The sequence below is a fragment of the Janibacter indicus genome (assembly GCF_900176385.1).
GTDB lineage: Bacteria > Actinomycetota > Actinomycetes > Actinomycetales > Dermatophilaceae > Janibacter > Janibacter indicus.
On record NZ_FWXN01000004.1, the window covers coordinates 26,378 to 41,578 of the forward strand.

Below are 15,201 nucleotides of genomic sequence, written 5' to 3' on the forward strand. Positions count from 1 at the left end.
GCGCCGTCATGGCTCGTACGCCGCGCCGCCGCCCCGCACGCTCCGGCGTGCCGGGCGCGGCCCGGCGACCCAGCACGACCCGGCCGGCCGGCCGGGGGAGCGCCCGCCCCCGGACCCGCTCGGGCCCGGCGACCCGCGAGGCCCAGCAGCGCCGCGCCGTGATGACGACCCGGCGCTGGGTCGTGCTCGGCTCGCTCATGCTGCTGCTGGGCGTCATGCTCGTGCCGACCGGCAAGTCTTGGTACGACCAGCGTCAGCGTCTCGGCGAGCTCAACGAGCAGGTCGCCGCGCAGGAGGCCAATGTCGAGGACCTCGAGCGCCAGCGCGACCTGTGGGGGACCGACGAGTACGTCGAGGCCCAGGCCCGCAAGCGGCTGAAGTTCGTCAAGCCGGGGGAGCGCACCTACACGGTCATCGACCCCGAGGCCGACAGCCCCGAGGTCGACCCCGAGACCGGTGCGGTCACCGCCCCGGCCACGCAGCCCTGGTACGAGCAGGTCGCCTCGTCCGTGGCCGCGGCCGACGACCCCACCTCGGCGCAGTGAGCTTCGACGACCTGGGCAACGACCTCGACCGCGTCGACCCGCAGGACCTCGAGACCGTTCACCGCCAGCTCGGCCGCCCGGCGCGCGCCACCGCGGAGGTCGCCCACCGCTGCCCGTGCGGCGGCCCGACGGTGCTGCGCACCGCGCCCCGCCTGCCGGGCGGCACCCCCTTCCCCACGACCTACTACGCGACGTGCCCGCGCCTCACCGGCCCGATCTCGACGCTCGAGTCCAGCGGGCTCATGGCGCAGATGTCGCAGCGGCTGCTCGAGGACGAGGACCTCGCCGCGCGCTACCGGGCGGCCCACGAGGACTACCTCGCCCGGCGCGCGGAGCTCGGTGACGTCCCCGAGATCGACGGCATCTCGGCCGGCGGCATGCCGACCCGCGTCAAGTGTCTGCACGTGCTCGTCGCCCACTCACTGGCCGCCGGGCCCGAGGTCAACCCCCTGGGTGACGAGGCCCTCGACCTGCTGCCCGAGTGGTGGCACGCCAGCCCGTGCGTCAGCGCGGACGAAGGGAGCGACGCATGAGGGTCGCAGCGATCGACTGTGGCACCAACTCCATCCGCCTGCTCATCGCCGATGCCGCGGAGGTCACGCCCGAGAACGAGGCGGCGACACCCGTGCTCACCGAGGTGCTGAGGCGCACCGAGGTCGTGCGCCTCGGTCAGGGCGTCGACCGCACCGGCATGCTCGACCCGGTGGCTCTCGAGCGCACGCTCGGCATGTGCCGCGAGTACGCGCAGCAGTGCCGGGAGCACGGCGTGCCCGTGGGCAGGGTGCGCTTCGTCGCCACCTCGGCGTCGCGCGACGCGAGCAATGCCGACGAGTTCGTGGCGGGTGTCCGCGATGCCTTCGGCGACCTCGACGTCGCTCCTGAGGTCGTGACCGGGGCCGAGGAGGCCGCGCTGAGCTTCGCCGGCGCGACCGCGGGGCTGGCCGACGCGGGCTTCGACGGGCCCTACCTCGTCGCCGACATCGGCGGCGGCTCGACCGAGATCGTCCGCGGCACGCACGAGGTCATCGCCGGCACCTCGCTCGACATCGGCTGCGTGCGCCTCACCGAGCGGCACCACCGCACCGACCCTCCGACCCAGGAGGTCATCGACGCCGCGCGCTACGACATCGCCGAGGCGCTCGACGCGGCCGAGGCCGAGGTCGGTCTGGGGGGCGTCACGACGGTCGTCGGTCTCGCCGGATCGGTGACGACGGTCGCCGCCCTGGCTCTCGGTCTGACCTCCTACGACCGCCAGGCGATCCACCTGGCGCGGATCCCGATCGAGGAGATGATGATCGCCTGCGAGCGGCTCATCCTCAGCACGCGCGCCGAGCGCGCGGCCCAGCCCTTCATGCACCCGGGGCGCGTCGACGTCATCGGCGCCGGAGCCCTCATCTGGTGGGAGGTGCTCGAGCGGGCCCGCGGCGCCAACGGCCCCGACCTCGTCGTCACCGTCTCAGAGCACGACATCCTCGACGGCATCGCGCAGTCGGTCGTGCGGCCCGTCGTCGTCGAGGAAGAGACCGCCTGACGGCACGGCCCGGGGGATGCCGAAGACTCAGTTTGGGGCTTGCCTCTCGCTCGACACGGGCCTAGCGTCAATCCATGGGGTGGGCAGCTTCGCGTTTGATGACCGTAATGGGTCCGCTTGGCATGCTCGCTCGCAAGGCATAGATCCTCGCCCAGAGATTCACACAAGGTTGACGAGCGATCTGAGCATCGATGATGTTGCGGTGTCGGATGCTGATTGTGATTCGACATGGTTCGGCCAGTACGCCTGCATCGAAGTTCGATCGGACGGAAAGTGCGAGGAAGCGCGCATTCGTTACGACACTGCCAACATCGCCAGTGCCAGTGATTCGGGACGCCAGCGGAGCAAGACCGGAATTCACGAGTTCGGGCACGGGGCTGGATTGGGGCATTGATACTCAGCCGACTCTGAGATGAAGTCAGGCGACGCAGGGCAACTGGGCATATCGATCTACTTCGACGCGCACGACAAGGAATCCATCTCGAACAATTACTGAGAAGGGGGCGTCATCGTGTCCATGGTGAGGGCCTACGCTTGTGGTTTCGCTGTCGCTGCGGTGACGGCGTGTGGTTCAACGCCGAGCGCTGACAGGGGCGAGGGGCCCTGCGGTAGTCCCACATCCAGGCAGTCGCAGCTGTCCACGGCGGAGACCATCCAGGTCGACGCGGACGAGCGCGTCGTCGCGGAGTCACTCGAGGACCTCGCGGACGAGTCCGAAATCGTCGTCGTCGGCCGCGTCCTGCGGGCGCAGGACGCCGAGCTCATCGCCGACAGCGAGGACGGCAAGGGGGTCCAGATGGAGCACCTGACGGTCGAGGTCGAGTCCGTCCTTGACGGGGACGGAGACCTCGCGAGCTCCGGAGAGGTGACGGTGCGGCAGGCGGGTCGTGACCACGGGCGGGTCCCGAGGACCAACGGGCTGCTCCCGGCACAGGTGGGTCAGTGCGCCGTCCTGTTCCTCGACAAGACCTCCCGCGAGCGGGTTCTCACGATCACCTCGACCCAGGGCCAGTTCGTCGTCGACGACGAGGGGCAGTTGCACGGGGCCGACGCGCACGGGCCCGGCGCAGAGGTGGTCCGCAAGATCGAGGGGATGACGGTTGAGGAGCTGCGTGCGGCCCTCGGGTGAGGGGTGCGGGCGGTGGGATTCGAACCCACACGTTCGACAGGAATTTTAAGTTCCCCGGCTCGCCAGTTGGCCTACGCCCGCCTGTGTCGCTGCCCCGGTGCCGGGCGGTCCCGGTCGTGGCAGCCCGGACAGCGTAGCGGTACCCCGGGACGGACTCCGGATATGGTAAGGGTAGCCTCAGTTCATGGCTTCTCCTGATCGTCCCGCCCGCCCTCCGCGCCCCCAGCACGAGCTCACCGTCGTCTCCACCGAGCGCGTCGGCCCGCACCTCGTGCGCGTCGTCCTCACCGGTGACTCGCTGGCGGACTTCGGCGCGGCCGAGCACACCGACGCCTACGTCAAGTTGCGCTTCACCGATGCCGATGGCGACCCGATCACCCGCACCTACACCGTGCGTGCGGTCGACCGCGAGGCGCGCCTGCTGACCATCGACTTCGTGACGCACGGCGACGTCGGCCACGCGGGTCCCTGGGCCCAGCAGGCGAAGGGGGGAGACCGCATCGTCCTCTCGGGTCCCGGCAGCGGCTACGCCCCCGACCCGGACGCCGGCTGGCACCTGCTCGCCGGTGACCTCTCGGCCGTGCCGGCCATCGCAGCCTCGCTCGAGGCGATGCCCGCCGACGCGAGCGGCGTCGCCCTGCTCGAGGTGGAGGACCGGGGTGACGTCATCCCCCTTCGCGCTCCGGAGCACATCGACGTGCAGTGGCTCGTCAACCCGGCGACGGACGACGTCGACTTCCTGGCCCGTGCGGTCGACGGCGTCGAGTGGCGCGACGGGGTCCAGGTCTTCGCCCACGGGGAGCGCGAGTCGATCAAGGCGGTGCGTCGCGTCCTCAAGGAGCGCGGCGTGGCCCGAGAGGCGATCTCGATCTCCGGCTACTGGGCGCGTGGTCGCACCGAGGACGCCTTCCAGGCGGAGAAGCGCACCCCGGTCGGGCAGATCGACTAGGGGACCGGAGCGCGGTGTCGGCCGCTGGTGATCCGTGCCACGATGCGGACATGCAGATCGCAGACAACGTCTCCGACCTGATCGGCAACACCCCGCTGGTCAGGCTCTCCTCCGTTGCCCCCGAGGGGTTCGGGCTCGTCGCGGCCAAGGTCGAGTACCTCAACCCCGGCGGCAGCATCAAGGACCGCATCGCCCGCAAGCTCATCGAGGCGGCCGAGGCCTCGGGCGAGCTGAAGCCCGGCGGGACCATCGTCGAGCCGACCTCCGGCAACACCGGCGTCGGTCTGGCGCTCGTCGCGCAGGAGCGCGGCTACCGCTGCATCTTCGTCTGCCCCGACAAGGTCGGCAAGGACAAGATCGACGTGCTGCGTGCCTACGGCGCCGAGGTGCAGATCGTGCCGACCTCCGTCGCGCCCGACCACCCCGACAGCTACTACTCGGTGAGTGACCGGCTGACGGCGGAGATCGAGGGGGCGTGGAAGCCCAACCAGTTCTTCAACCTCAACGGGCCGCAGGCGCACTACGAGAGCACCGGTCCGGAGATCTGGGAGCAGACCGACGGCGAGATCACCCACCTCGTCGCCGGCATCGGCACCGGCGGCACGATCACGGGCACCGGTCGCTACCTCAAGGAGATCAGCGAGGGCCGGGTCAAGATCATCGGCGCCGACCCCGAGGGCTCGGTCTACTCCGGCGGCACCGGCCGCCCCTACCTCGTCGAGGGCGTCGGCGAGGACATGTGGCCCGGGGCCTACGACCCGGAGGTGCCCGACGAGGTCATCGCGGTCGACGACGCCGAGGCCTTCGCCATGACCCGTCGCCTGGCCCGCGAGGAGGGGCTGCTCGTCGGTGGCTCGAGCGGCATGGCGGTCGTCGCCGCGCTGCGCGTCGCCGAGCGGGAGGGCCCCGACGCCAAGATCGTCGTCCTGCTGCCCGACGGCGGCCGCGGCTACCTGGCCAAGATCTTCGACGACGACTGGATGGCCTCCTACGGCTTCCTGCCCGGCGACGAAGGGAGTGACGCCACCGTCGGCGAGGTGCTGCGTGGCAAGGGCGGCGAGCTGCCCGACCTCGTCCACACCCACCCCAACGAGACGATCCGCGAGGCCATCGACATCCTGCGCGAGTACGGCGTCTCGCAGATGCCCGTCGTCGGTGCTGAGCCGCCGGTCGTCATCGGCGAGGTCGCCGGGGCGGTCACCGAGCGCGAGCTGCTCACGGCCGTCTTCGAGGGGCACGCCTCGCTCGCCGACCCGGTGAGCGCGCACATGGGCGCCAAGCTGCCGCAGATCGGTGCCGCCGAGCCCGTCTCGGCCGCGACCGAGGCGCTCGAGCAGGCCGACGCGCTGCTCGTCGTCGAGGGCGGCAAGCCCCTCGGCGTCATCACCCGGCAGGACCTGCTGGGCCACCTGTCCCACCGAGCGAAGGGCTGACCATGTCCGAGCGCAAGAGCGCGGCCGACGCGCACGCGACCCAGGGGTTCGCCACCCGGGCGATCCACGCCGGCTACGAGCCCGACCCGCTGACCGGCGCGGTCAACGTCCCGATCTACGCCAGCTCGACCTTCGCCCAGGACGGCGTCGGCGGCATGCGCGGCGGCTTCGAGTACGCCCGCACCGGCAACCCGACCCGCCAGGCCCTCGAGGCCAATGCCGCGTCCATCGAGTCCGGCACCTTCGGTCGTGCCTTCGCCTCCGGCATGGCCGCGACCGACGCGATCCTGCGGGCCTCCCTTCGTCCGGGGGACCACCTCGTCATCCCCGACGACGCCTACGGCGGCACCTTCCGGCTCATCGACAAGGTCTTCTCCCAGTGGGGGATCGAGCACACGCCGGCGCCGGTCGGTAACGTCGACGCGATCCGCGCCGCGATGCGCCCGACGACCAAGCTCGTGTGGCTCGAGACGCCGACCAACCCGCTGCTCAACATCGGCGACATCGAGGCCGTCGCCGAGGTCGCCCACGCGGGCGGGGCGCGGCTGGTCGTCGACAACACCTTCGCCAGTCCCTACCTGCAGCAGCCGCTCACGCGGGGCGCCGACGTGGTGCTCCACTCGAGCACCAAGTACCTCGGCGGCCACAGCGACGTCGTCGGTGGCCTGCTCGTCACCGACGACGAGCAGATCGACGTCGACGTCGCCTTCCTGCAGAACGGCTCCGGAGGCGTCCCCGGACCCTTCGACGCCTACCTGACGATGCGCGGGATCAAGACGCTCGGCGTGCGGATGGACCGGCACTGCGACAACGCTGAGGCGGTCGTCGACCTGCTCGCGGGCCACTCGGAGATCTCCTCGATCCTCTACCCGGGGCTGCCCGAGCACCCGGGCCACGAGGTCGCCGCCCGCCAGATGTCCCGCTTCGGCGGCATGATCTCGGTGCGCATGGCTCGTGGGCGTGAGGCCGCGCAGCAGCTGTGCGCGCGGACCGAAATCTTCACCCTCGCCGAGTCGCTCGGCGGCATCGAGTCGCTCATCGAGCACCCGGGGGCGATGACCCACGCGTCGACCGCAGGCTCGATGCTCGAGGTGCCCGACGACCTGGTGCGCCTGTCGGTCGGCATCGAGGACGTCTCCGACCTGCTCGCCGACCTCGAGCAGGCCCTCGACGGGCTGGGCTGACCTCTCCACGCACGACGGCGGCCGGTCGGGACCCTCGGGCCCGGCCGGCCGTCTCCTTGCGATCCGGCAACGGCCTGTGGATCCGGGAACACCAGCCTCATGTCGACCGCTTAGTCTGGTGACACCTCTGCGGCCGACGTGCCGTGCCAGCCCCATCAGGAGCAGACGATGAGCAACCCGATCCTCGGCCGGGTCGAGCAGGACGCCCAGCACGGCTACGCCGGCTTCCGTGACACGGGGCAGGCGCCCCAGCAGCAGTACGGCCAGCAGGCCTACGGCAACCAGGGCTACGCGCCCCAGCAGGGCCAGCCCTACGGCCAGCCCCAGCAGTACGGCCAGCCGCAGCAGTACGGCCAGCCCTACGGTCAGCCCCAGCCGGGCTACGGTCAGCCCGGGCCCGCCGGTGGCTTCGGCGGCGGTGGCGGCGACAACCGGCCGATCACCCTCGACGACGTCCTCCTGCGCACCGGCGCGCTCTTCGCCGTGCTGCTGGCCGTCTCGGCGGTCGGTTGGACCCTGTCGGCGATGGTCCCGGCGATCGGCAGCCTGATGATGATGGTCGGCCTCGTGGGCACCATCGGCATGAGCCTGTTCATGATGTTCCGCCGCAAGCCGGTCGGCGTCGTCGTCGCGGTCCTCTACGCGGTCCTCGAGGGCGCCTTCGTCGGGCCGATCAGCGGCTTCTACCACCAGATCTACGACCCGGTCGGCTCGAGCGTCTTCGAGTCCATCGTCACCCAGGCGATCCTCGCGACGCTCTGCGTCTTCGGCGCGATGCTCGTCCTCTACCGCACGGGTGTCATCAAGGTGACGCAGAAGTTCCGCGCCATCGTCAGCATGATGGTCTTGGGCTACTTCGTCTTCTCGATGATCAACCTCGGCTACATGATCTTCTTCGACGGCTCGCCCTTCGGCTTCGGTGGCACGGGCTGGCTCGGCATCGGCATCTCGGTCTTCGGCACCGGTCTGGCCGCGGTCACCCTGGCGCTCGACTTCGACAACATCGAGACGGCGATCCGCACCCAGGCGCCGGTCAGCTACGGCTGGCACCTGGCGATCGGACTCCTCGTCACCCTCGTCTGGCTCTACCTCGAGCTGCTGCGCCTGCTGGCCCGGCTCCGCTCGGATTGATCCCCGACGACGTCGCGACCGAGCTCGGCCGCGTGGTCCGCAGGTGGCAGCAGCTGCCGCTGGACCGCGCGGCCGAGCGCGTTGCGGGCGTGCACGACCTGATGGCCGACGTCGCGGGCGAACCCCTGCCCGACCTCGGGCCGGCCGTGGTCATGGACCAGCTGCGGGTGGTCGTCTTCGACGCCTGCCGGGCCGAAGGGGAGTCCCCGCACCTCGCGCAGCGGCTCGCCTCCCTTCGCCTCACCTGGGCCTGACCGCGCCCACATGACCGCATTGCCCTACGGCAATGCGGACACCAGTGGCCGGGCCTGCACATTGCCGTAGGGCAATGCGGACGTCAGAGGCCAGGCCTGCGCATTGCCGTAGGGCAATGCAGCCTGGCCTGCGCATCCCCTTGAGGAAGTACGGACATCAGGGGCCCGGGCGGCGGGCTCAGACGTCGGTGACCTCGTGCTCGCCGCGGCGGCGTAGCATCGCCCACGGGCCGCGGGGGCCGTGGCTGCGGCCGCGCAGCTCGGCGGGGCCGACCTCGGTACCGGGGGAGGAGGCCGCCCGCTCGGCGGCGTCGTCGAGGGCACCGATGCCCTCTCCGCGCGCCGCCTCGGGCTCGGAGTCGCGGGTGGCGCCCTCGGGCCAGGCGTCGACCTCGGCGGCCACCGACGGCAGCAGCGCCGACGCGACCCGCGCGTAGCCCGCGGCGGAGGGGTGGAACCGGTCTTGGCTGAACATGATCGACGGGCTGGCGGCGAACTCGGGCCCGAGCAGGTCACCCATCGACACCGTGCGCGCCCCGGCCTCGACCGCCGCAACGGTCTGTGCTGCGGCCAGCTCGCGGCTCCACTGCCGCAGCAGCTTGTTGAGCGGGAAGGGGACCGGCTCGACCGTGCCGAGGTCGGGGCAGGTGCCCACGACGACCGGGACGCCGAGCGTGCGCAGGTAGCGCACGGTGCGCTGCAGGTGCTGGACCGAGACCGAGCGGTCGATGCGGTGGGTGACGTCGTTGGCGCCGATGAGGATGACCGCGACATCGGGCTGGTCGATGCGCTCGAGCGCCTTGGACAGCTGGGAGCTCAGGTCGGAGGACTCGGCCCCGACGACGGCCTCGTTGGTCAGCTCCACCGGGCGGCCCATGATCGCGGCGAGCCCGGTCGCGAGGATCGCGCCGATCGTCTGGAAGCGGTTGTCCGCGCCCATGCCCGCGGCGGTCGAGTCGCCGAGCACGAGCAGCTGCACCGGCTCGCCAGGAGCGGCGCCGTAGACCCCGTCGTCGTCGGGCGCCCCGTCGAAGGGGTTGCCGACGATCTTGCGGGTGATCTTGGCCTCGGCCTGGATGAGCCCGTAGCCGAGACCGGCCAGCGTGGCGCCGGCGGCGGCGGTGCCGGCAGCACCCAGCGCGGCCTTGCCGACGATGCGTCCCAGCTCTGCCATGGCTCTCCTCGTGTCCCCGGTCGTGGGCCCAACTGTGTCATCCCGTGGTGACAAAGCCAACGAGCGGTGCGACACCCCCTTCGTCATGGGTACCGTCGGCCCGACGCACGTCACTCCCACGAAGGACCACGATGACCGAGTACCCCACGCTCTTCTCGCCGCTCGACCTGGGCTTCACGACCCTGCGCAACCGCACGATCATGGGGTCGATGCACACCGGCCTCGAGGACCGGGCGAGCAACTTCGAGCGGCTCGCGGCCTTCTACGCGGAGCGGGCGAAGGGGGGAGCCGGCCTCATCGTCACCGGCGGCTTCGCCCCCAACATCGAGGGCAGCTTCTACCCCTTCGCCTCGAAGCTCACCACCCGCCGCGAGGCGCGCCACCACCAGCAGGTCACCGACGCGGTCCACCGCGAGGGCGGCAAGATCGCGCTTCAGATCCTGCACGCCGGCCGCTACGCCTACCACCCTTACTCGGTCTCGGCCTCGTCCGGGAAGTCTCCCATCACACCCTTCGCCGCTCGAGGCCTGAGCGAGAAGGGAGTTCGCCGCCAGATCCGGGCCTTCGCCCGCGCGGCCGAGCTCGCCCGCTCCGCCGGCTACGACGGCGTCGAGGTCATGGGCTCCGAGGGCTACTTCATCAACCAGTTCCTCGCCCCGCGGACCAACAAGCGCACCGACGGCTGGGGCGGCACGCCCGCCAACCGGCGCCGCATCGCCACCGAGATCGTCCGCGCCGTGCGGGCCGCGGTGGGGGAGGACTTCATCGTCGTCTACCGGCTGTCGATCCTCGACCTCGTCGAGGGCGGCCAGACGTGGGAGGAGATCCTCGCCCTGGCCACCGAGATCGAGGCGGCCGGCGCGACGATCCTCTCGACCGGCATCGGCTGGCACGAGGCGCGGGTGCCGACGATCGTCACCTCGGTGCCGCGGATGGCCTTCACCGACGTCGCCGAGCGGCTGCGCCCGCACGTCGACATCCCGGTCGTCACCAGCAACCGGATCAACATGCCCGACCAGGCCGAGCAGGTCCTCGCCGCCGGTCAGGCCGACCTCGTGCAGATGGCGCGCCCGTGGCTCGCCGACCCGGCGTGGGGCACCAAGGCGCAGGCCGGGCGCAGCGAGGCGATCAACACCTGCATCGCCTGCAACCAGGCCTGCCTCGACCACACCTTCCAGCGCAAGGTCGCCAGCTGCCTGGTCAACCCGCGCGCCGGCCACGAGACCGAGCTCGTCCTGTCGCCGACGGCCCGTCGCAAGCGGGTCGCGGTCGTCGGTGGCGGCCCGGCGGGTCTGTCGGCCGCCGTCTCTGCTGCCGAGCGCGGCCACGACGTGGACCTCTTCGAGGCCGGCGACGACATCGGCGGTCAGTTCGCGCTCGCCATGCGCATCCCCGGCAAGGAGGAGTTCGCCGAGACGATCCGCTACTTCCGCGGTGAGCTCGAGCGCCGCGACGTGACCGTGCACCTCGGCACCCGGGTCGGCGCCGACGACCTCGCGGACTTCGACGAGGTGGTCCTCGCCACCGGCGTGACCCCGCGGGTCCCCGAGATCGAGGGCATCGACCACCCGATGGTCGTCACCTATCCCGAGGCCGTCCTGGGCACCCGCGACATCGGCGAGCGGGTCGCGGTCATCGGCGCCGGCGGCATCGGTGTCGACATCACCGAGCTGCTCACCACCGTCGAGTCGCCGACGCTCGACCTCAAGGAGTGGCAGGACGAGTGGGGCGTCGACCCCCTCTCGGCCGACCGTGGCGGGCTCAAGGAGGCCTACCCGGCCCCCTCGCCGCGCACCGTCTACCTCGTGCAGCGCAAGGAGACCAAGATCGGCGCCGGCCTCGGCAAGACCACGGGCTGGGTCCACCGCGCGGCGATCAAGGCCAAGGGTGTCCACCAGATCACCGGCGCCGCCTACGAGCGCATCGACGACGCGGGCCTGCACATCACCGTCGACGGCGCGCCCCGTCTGCTCGAGGTCGACAACGTCGTCGTGTGCACCGGCCAGGAGTCGGTCCGTGACCTCGTCGACCCGCTCCGGGCGAAGGGAGTCACCGTGCACGTCATCGGTGGCGCCGACGTCGCCGCCGAGCTCGATGCCAAGCGAGCGATCCGGCAGGGCACCGAACTGGCCGCGAGCCTGTGAGATGCGCTCCCTCGGTCTGCTCCTCGCCGCACTCCTCACGCTGGCCGGGTGCGGCTGGGGGAGCGAGCCCGAGCTGCCCACCGAGCCGACCAAGGCGGTCGACGAACGCGGGACGCGCACCGACCTCGACCCGCTGACCTCGCGCTTCCCCGACCTCGGTGAGCCCGTGTCGGCGACGTGGCAGTCCGGCACCCTCGGCGACGACCGGAGCGCGCCCGGCCCCTCGACCTACTGGATCGACGCCGTGGTCACCGTCGAGCCCGGGGTGGCCGACTCCCTTCGCGCGCAGCCGTCGTCAGACAGTGGCCGGGACATGGACCTCGTCGACGCCGTGGCCGACGAGGTCGGCGAAGGTGACTTCGCCCCGGTGGCCGTCGGCGGTCCGGACATGTGGCAGGTCGACGCCTGGGTCGCCGCTGACCGTGACGTCGTGGTCATCTCCGCCCGCGGGGAGTGAGCCGGGGTCACACTGGGGTCATGGGAGTACCGCCGTACGAGGGGTGGGTCGAGCGTCAGATCCGTGAGGCCACCGAGCGCGGGGAGTTCGACGACCTGCCCGGCGCGGGTCGGCCCCTGCGTGGGATCGAGAGCAGTGATCCCGACTGGTGGGTCAAGGGGATGATGGCCCGCGAGGGGCTCGACTGCAGCGATGCGCTGCCACCCGTGCTGCAGCTGCGACGCGAGGCGGCTGGTTATCCGCAGTCCCTCGCGGAGGAGCGCCACGAGGCCGATGTGCGCGAGCTGCTGCGCGACTTCAACCGGCGCGTGCTCGACGAGCGCAGGCGCCCGACCTTCGGGCCGACGGCGCCGCCGCTGGCCCCGACAGTCGACGTCGAGCAGATGGTCGCGGCGTGGCGTCGGCTGCGCGAGGAGCGGGCCGTCGTCCCGACGCCGGTGGAGGCCCCGGGGTCGCCCCCTTCGCCTCGACGGTGGTGGCGCCGGCTCCTCGGCAGGTGACCGGGTCAGGCGTCGCGGCCCAGCACCGACTCCTGGCTCGGCACCTCGTCCTGACGCAGGATCCCGACCTGGCAGGTCAGGCCGTTGGGTCCGTGGTTGCAGTACCCGCCAGGGTTCTTGTGGAGGTACTGCTGGTGGTAGTCCTCGGCGTACCAGAAGGCGCCCGCCTCGCTGGCAGGGCGCATCTCGGTGACGACCGGCGGCAGGCCGTGCCGGGCCAGCTCCTCACCGAAGGACGCGGCCGTCGCCTCGACGGCCGCGCGCTGCTCCTCGGTGGTCCAGTAGATCGCCGAGCGGTACTGCGTGCCGACGTCATTGCCCTGGCGGTCGGGGGTCGTCGGGTCGTGATTTTCCCAGAAGGCCTTGAGCAGCAACTCCGGTCGCGTCTGCCGGGGGTCGTAGGCGACGAGGACGCTCTCGGTGTGCCCGGTCAGGCCGGTGCACGTCTCCTCGTAGGTCGGGTTGGGCGTGAAGCCTCCCATGTAGCCGGCGGCCGTGGTCACCACGCCGGGCAGCTGCCAGAAGATCCGCTCCGCGCCCCAGAAGCAGCCCATCGCGACGTGGAGCACCTCGGTGCCCTCGGGCCACGGGCCCTCGAGCGGCGTGCCGAGCACCTCGTGGGTCGTCGGCACGGTGAAGGGCCGCTCCGGACGTCCCGGCAGGGCGCTCTCGGCGGTGGGCATGGGGGGGATCGCACGACCGAACATGCCCTCCATCCTCGCAGGTCGGCGAAGGGGAGTCCTCCCCATTGGGAGCATCGGCTCCGGCTGCCTAGGGTTGACCCGAGACCGGAGGAAGGCAGGCGCGGGTGCGGCACATCAGTCATGGGGCGGACGTCGAGAGACTCGACGACATCGCCGTGGCCCTGCGACGCCAGGGGGACAAGGTTACCGACGCCGGTGACCGTGGGGCCAACCTCGTCGAGCGTCTGCGGGCGCTGTGGGACGGACCCGACTTCGAGCGCTTCGCCAAGGACTGGCGCGCGGCGCACCGCCAGCTCGACGACGCCGAGAGCGCGATGCGCACCTTCAGCCGCAAGCTCGTCGCCGAGGCCGAGGCGCAGCGCACCAAGTCCAGCATCGGCGGCAGTGCCCTGAGCGGTGGCTCCGCAGGCCCGGCATTCCAGCGCTCCGACCGGGGCGGCTCGAGCAGCCACGGACCGGCCTTCGAGCGGTCCGACGGAGGCGGCTCGAGCAGCGACGGCGCGGCCTTCGAGCGGTCCGACGGCGGGGGGACCGGTCAGGCCTACCGGCTGGCGGACTCCCTGCGTGACCACCCCCTGGCGGTGTGCCCGGCGCTGCCCGACGACGCCGAGACCCTCGAGCTGGGCGCCTTCGAGCGGGTCGAGACCCAGCCCGCCTTCGAGCGGGTCGAGACCCAGCCCGCATGGGACCTGCCGGACATCGACTCGCTCGAGCCGCTGCCTGCATGGGAGAGCCCGGACCTCGGCCCGATCGAGCCGCTGCCCGCACCCTGGGAGCGGCCGGAGATCGGCCCGATCGAGATCCTGCCGGCGCCCCTGCCCTTCGACCCGATCCGGATCGGCGAGGGCGAGCTGCACCAGGACGTCGACGGGGAGTGGCTGCGCTGACTCGTCCACAGGCATGACGAAGGGGGGTCCCGACCAGTTGGTCGGGACCCCCCTTCGTGGCTCTGCCGTCGCGGCGATCAGGCCTGGTAGGGCTTGGCCGAGACGATCTTGACCTCGATGGTCTTGCCGTTGGGGGCGTCGTAGGTGGCGGTCTCGCCGACCTTCTTGCCGTTGATCGCGCCGCCGAGCGGGGACTGCTCGGAGTAGACGTCGATCGAGTCGCTGCCGTCGGCGATCTCGCGGGACCCGAGGAGGAAGGTCTCCTCGTCGCCGAAGAGCTCGACGGTGACGACCATGCCGGGCTCGACGACACCGTCGTCCGGCGGGGCCTCGCCGACGATCGCGGTGTCGAGGATCTGCTTGAGCTGGCGGATGCGGGCCTCCATCTTGCCCTGCTCCTCCTTGGCGGCGTGGTAGCCACCGTTTTCCTTCAGGTCGCCCTCCTCGCGGGCGGCCTCGATGCGCTTGGCGATCTCGACGCGACCCGGGCCCGAGAGCTCACGCAGCTCGGCCTGGAGTCGCTCGAAGGCCTCCTCGGTCAGGTACGACGCGGTGGACGCGGTCTGGGTCACGGATCTCTCCTTGCTCTGTAGCCGTGCGGGATCGACGTCGACCCCCCACGGACGGTGAACCGTGGTGCCTCGGCGGTGCCGGGTGATGCACAAAGGTCTGGACCCATCGGTCCAGACCCACGGTTGCGGTAAAGGATCAGTGTACCGCCATCTGCCGGCAGATGCAGGTGTCAGTCCACCGCGGCGCAGTCCTTGACCGTCGCCGTCACCGCGGTCGTCGTCGTGCGCACCGCGACCCGCACGCGCGTGGTGCGCTCCTCGCTCGCCGGCACCGCCTGCTCCTTGGTCCCGACGCGTCCGTACTGGTCGTCCATCGCGGTCACCGTGCACGACAGCGCGGTCCCCGGGGGGCGGGTGACGTCGAAGATCATGACGATCTCGCGCTCGCCGTTGCGCTCGAAGCCGATGTCGGTGCTCGTCACCGCGCCCTCGGTGCTCGAGAGGCCGAACCAGATGGTCAGCGCGGTCGCGACGACGACGAAGCCGCCCCCGAGGAGCCACCAGCGCCGTTGTCCCCGACCGCCGCCGGCCTCGTGCTCCGCCTCCTCGCGCTCCGGGTCCCAGGCCGGTTGGGTCTCGGGGGCGTCGGGGCTCATCACTGCTCCTG

General features: G+C 71.4%; 18 protein-coding genes and 1 tRNA gene. 14 read left to right on the forward strand and 5 right to left on the reverse strand.

Going from position 1 to position 15,201, the window contains the following annotated elements; translation table 11 throughout:
* Positions 1 to 8 precede the first annotated feature (8 nt).
* From B9B60_RS05345 to B9B60_RS05360, 5 genes are all read left to right on the forward strand, one after another.
* Complete coding sequence (locus B9B60_RS05345) at positions 9 to 545, forward strand: FtsB family cell division protein (RefSeq protein WP_084450179.1); 537 nt, start codon at positions 9 to 11, stop codon at positions 543 to 545.
* Positions 542 to 1,078 carry a DUF501 domain-containing protein gene (locus tag B9B60_RS05350; protein WP_084450180.1) on the forward strand — a complete coding sequence of 179 codons (537 nt, stop codon included), beginning with the start codon at positions 542 to 544 and terminating at the stop codon, positions 1,076 to 1,078. Before B9B60_RS05345 ends, B9B60_RS05350 begins: the two co-directional genes overlap by 4 nt.
* A complete protein-coding gene (locus B9B60_RS05355) occupies positions 1,075 to 2,076 on the forward strand; it encodes a Ppx/GppA phosphatase family protein (protein ID WP_084450181.1) in 1,002 nt (333 codons plus the stop codon). The genes B9B60_RS05350 and B9B60_RS05355 overlap by 4 nt, the downstream gene beginning before the upstream one ends.
* Positions 2,077 to 2,155: 79 nt before the next feature.
* A complete protein-coding gene (locus B9B60_RS16820; RefSeq protein WP_143445445.1) occupies positions 2,156 to 2,470 on the forward strand; it encodes a hypothetical protein in 315 nt (104 codons plus the stop codon).
* A 162-nt stretch (positions 2,471 to 2,632) separates the two neighbouring features.
* On the forward strand, positions 2,633 to 3,205 hold the full coding sequence (locus B9B60_RS05360) for a hypothetical protein (protein ID WP_143445446.1): 573 nt from the start codon (positions 2,633 to 2,635) through the stop codon (positions 3,203 to 3,205).
* Positions 3,206 to 3,209: 4 nt separating this feature from the next.
* Here B9B60_RS05360 and B9B60_RS05365 read toward each other — a convergent pair.
* Positions 3,210 to 3,286 (reverse strand) — tRNA-Leu (locus tag B9B60_RS05365).
* 103 nt (positions 3,287 to 3,389) lie between these two features.
* On the opposite strand from B9B60_RS05365, the gene B9B60_RS05370 reads away from it, so the two are divergent.
* The 5 genes from B9B60_RS05370 to B9B60_RS05390 all read left to right on the forward strand — a co-directional run bounded on the left by B9B60_RS05370 (position 3,390) and on the right by B9B60_RS05390 (position 8,156).
* On the forward strand, positions 3,390 to 4,154 hold the full coding sequence (locus B9B60_RS05370; RefSeq protein ID WP_084450183.1) for a siderophore-interacting protein: 765 nt from the start codon (positions 3,390 to 3,392) through the stop codon (positions 4,152 to 4,154).
* Between the two features lie 50 nt (positions 4,155 to 4,204).
* Entirely contained in the window at positions 4,205 to 5,587 is a 1,383-nt protein-coding gene (locus B9B60_RS05375; protein ID WP_084450184.1) for a cystathionine beta-synthase, read from the forward strand.
* A gap of 2 nt (positions 5,588 to 5,589) precedes the next feature.
* Positions 5,590 to 6,771, forward strand: a complete 1,182-nt coding sequence (locus B9B60_RS05380) for a cystathionine gamma-synthase (RefSeq protein ID WP_084450185.1) — start codon at positions 5,590 to 5,592, stop codon at positions 6,769 to 6,771.
* A 168-nt stretch (positions 6,772 to 6,939) separates the two neighbouring features.
* The gene (locus B9B60_RS05385; RefSeq protein ID WP_084450186.1) at positions 6,940 to 7,902 is read left to right on the forward strand and encodes a Bax inhibitor-1/YccA family protein; all 963 of its coding nucleotides are present in this window, start codon (positions 6,940 to 6,942) and stop codon (positions 7,900 to 7,902) included.
* Entirely contained in the window at positions 7,899 to 8,156 is a 258-nt protein-coding gene (locus tag B9B60_RS05390) for a hypothetical protein (RefSeq protein ID WP_143445447.1), read from the forward strand. Before B9B60_RS05385 ends, B9B60_RS05390 begins: the two co-directional genes overlap by 4 nt.
* A gap of 178 nt (positions 8,157 to 8,334) precedes the next feature.
* Here B9B60_RS05390 and B9B60_RS05395 read toward each other — a convergent pair whose 3' ends face one another.
* On the reverse strand, positions 8,335 to 9,330 hold the full coding sequence (locus tag B9B60_RS05395) for an SGNH/GDSL hydrolase family protein (RefSeq protein ID WP_072625342.1): 996 nt from the start codon (positions 9,328 to 9,330) through the stop codon (positions 8,335 to 8,337).
* Positions 9,331 to 9,461: 131 nt separating this feature from the next.
* Between B9B60_RS05395 and B9B60_RS05400 the strand changes: the two genes are divergently transcribed.
* Genes B9B60_RS05400 through B9B60_RS05410 form a run of 3 tightly spaced genes read left to right on the forward strand, consistent with a single transcriptional unit; the run spans position 9,462 to position 12,431 of the window.
* Entirely contained in the window at positions 9,462 to 11,474 is a 2,013-nt protein-coding gene (locus tag B9B60_RS05400; protein WP_084450187.1) for an NADPH-dependent 2,4-dienoyl-CoA reductase, read from the forward strand.
* Between the two features lies 1 nt (position 11,475).
* Positions 11,476 to 11,931, forward strand: coding sequence for a hypothetical protein (locus B9B60_RS05405; RefSeq protein ID WP_234993758.1), 456 nt, complete (start codon positions 11,476 to 11,478; stop codon positions 11,929 to 11,931).
* Between the two features lie 20 nt (positions 11,932 to 11,951).
* Positions 11,952 to 12,431 (forward strand): DnaJ family domain-containing protein, encoded by a 480-nt coding sequence (locus B9B60_RS05410; RefSeq protein ID WP_084450188.1) that lies wholly within the window; start codon positions 11,952 to 11,954, stop codon positions 12,429 to 12,431.
* A gap of 5 nt (positions 12,432 to 12,436) precedes the next feature.
* On the opposite strand, the gene msrA is transcribed toward B9B60_RS05410, so the two are convergent.
* On the reverse strand, positions 12,437 to 13,114 hold the full coding sequence (gene msrA / locus B9B60_RS05415; protein WP_164513636.1) for a peptide-methionine (S)-S-oxide reductase MsrA: 678 nt from the start codon (positions 13,112 to 13,114) through the stop codon (positions 12,437 to 12,439).
* 125 nt (positions 13,115 to 13,239) lie between these two features.
* Between msrA and B9B60_RS05420 the strand changes: the two genes are divergently transcribed.
* A complete protein-coding gene (locus B9B60_RS05420; protein WP_084450189.1) occupies positions 13,240 to 14,022 on the forward strand; it encodes a WXG100 family type VII secretion target in 783 nt (260 codons plus the stop codon).
* A gap of 77 nt (positions 14,023 to 14,099) precedes the next feature.
* On the opposite strand, the gene greA is transcribed toward B9B60_RS05420, so the two are convergent.
* Together greA and B9B60_RS05430 are read right to left on the reverse strand one after the other, a co-directional pair.
* Complete coding sequence (greA, locus tag B9B60_RS05425) at positions 14,100 to 14,594, reverse strand: transcription elongation factor GreA (RefSeq protein WP_072625337.1); 495 nt, start codon at positions 14,592 to 14,594, stop codon at positions 14,100 to 14,102.
* Between the two features lie 170 nt (positions 14,595 to 14,764).
* Entirely contained in the window at positions 14,765 to 15,190 is a 426-nt protein-coding gene (locus tag B9B60_RS05430) for a DUF4307 domain-containing protein (RefSeq protein WP_084450190.1), read from the reverse strand.
* Positions 15,191 to 15,201: the final 11 nt, after the last annotated feature.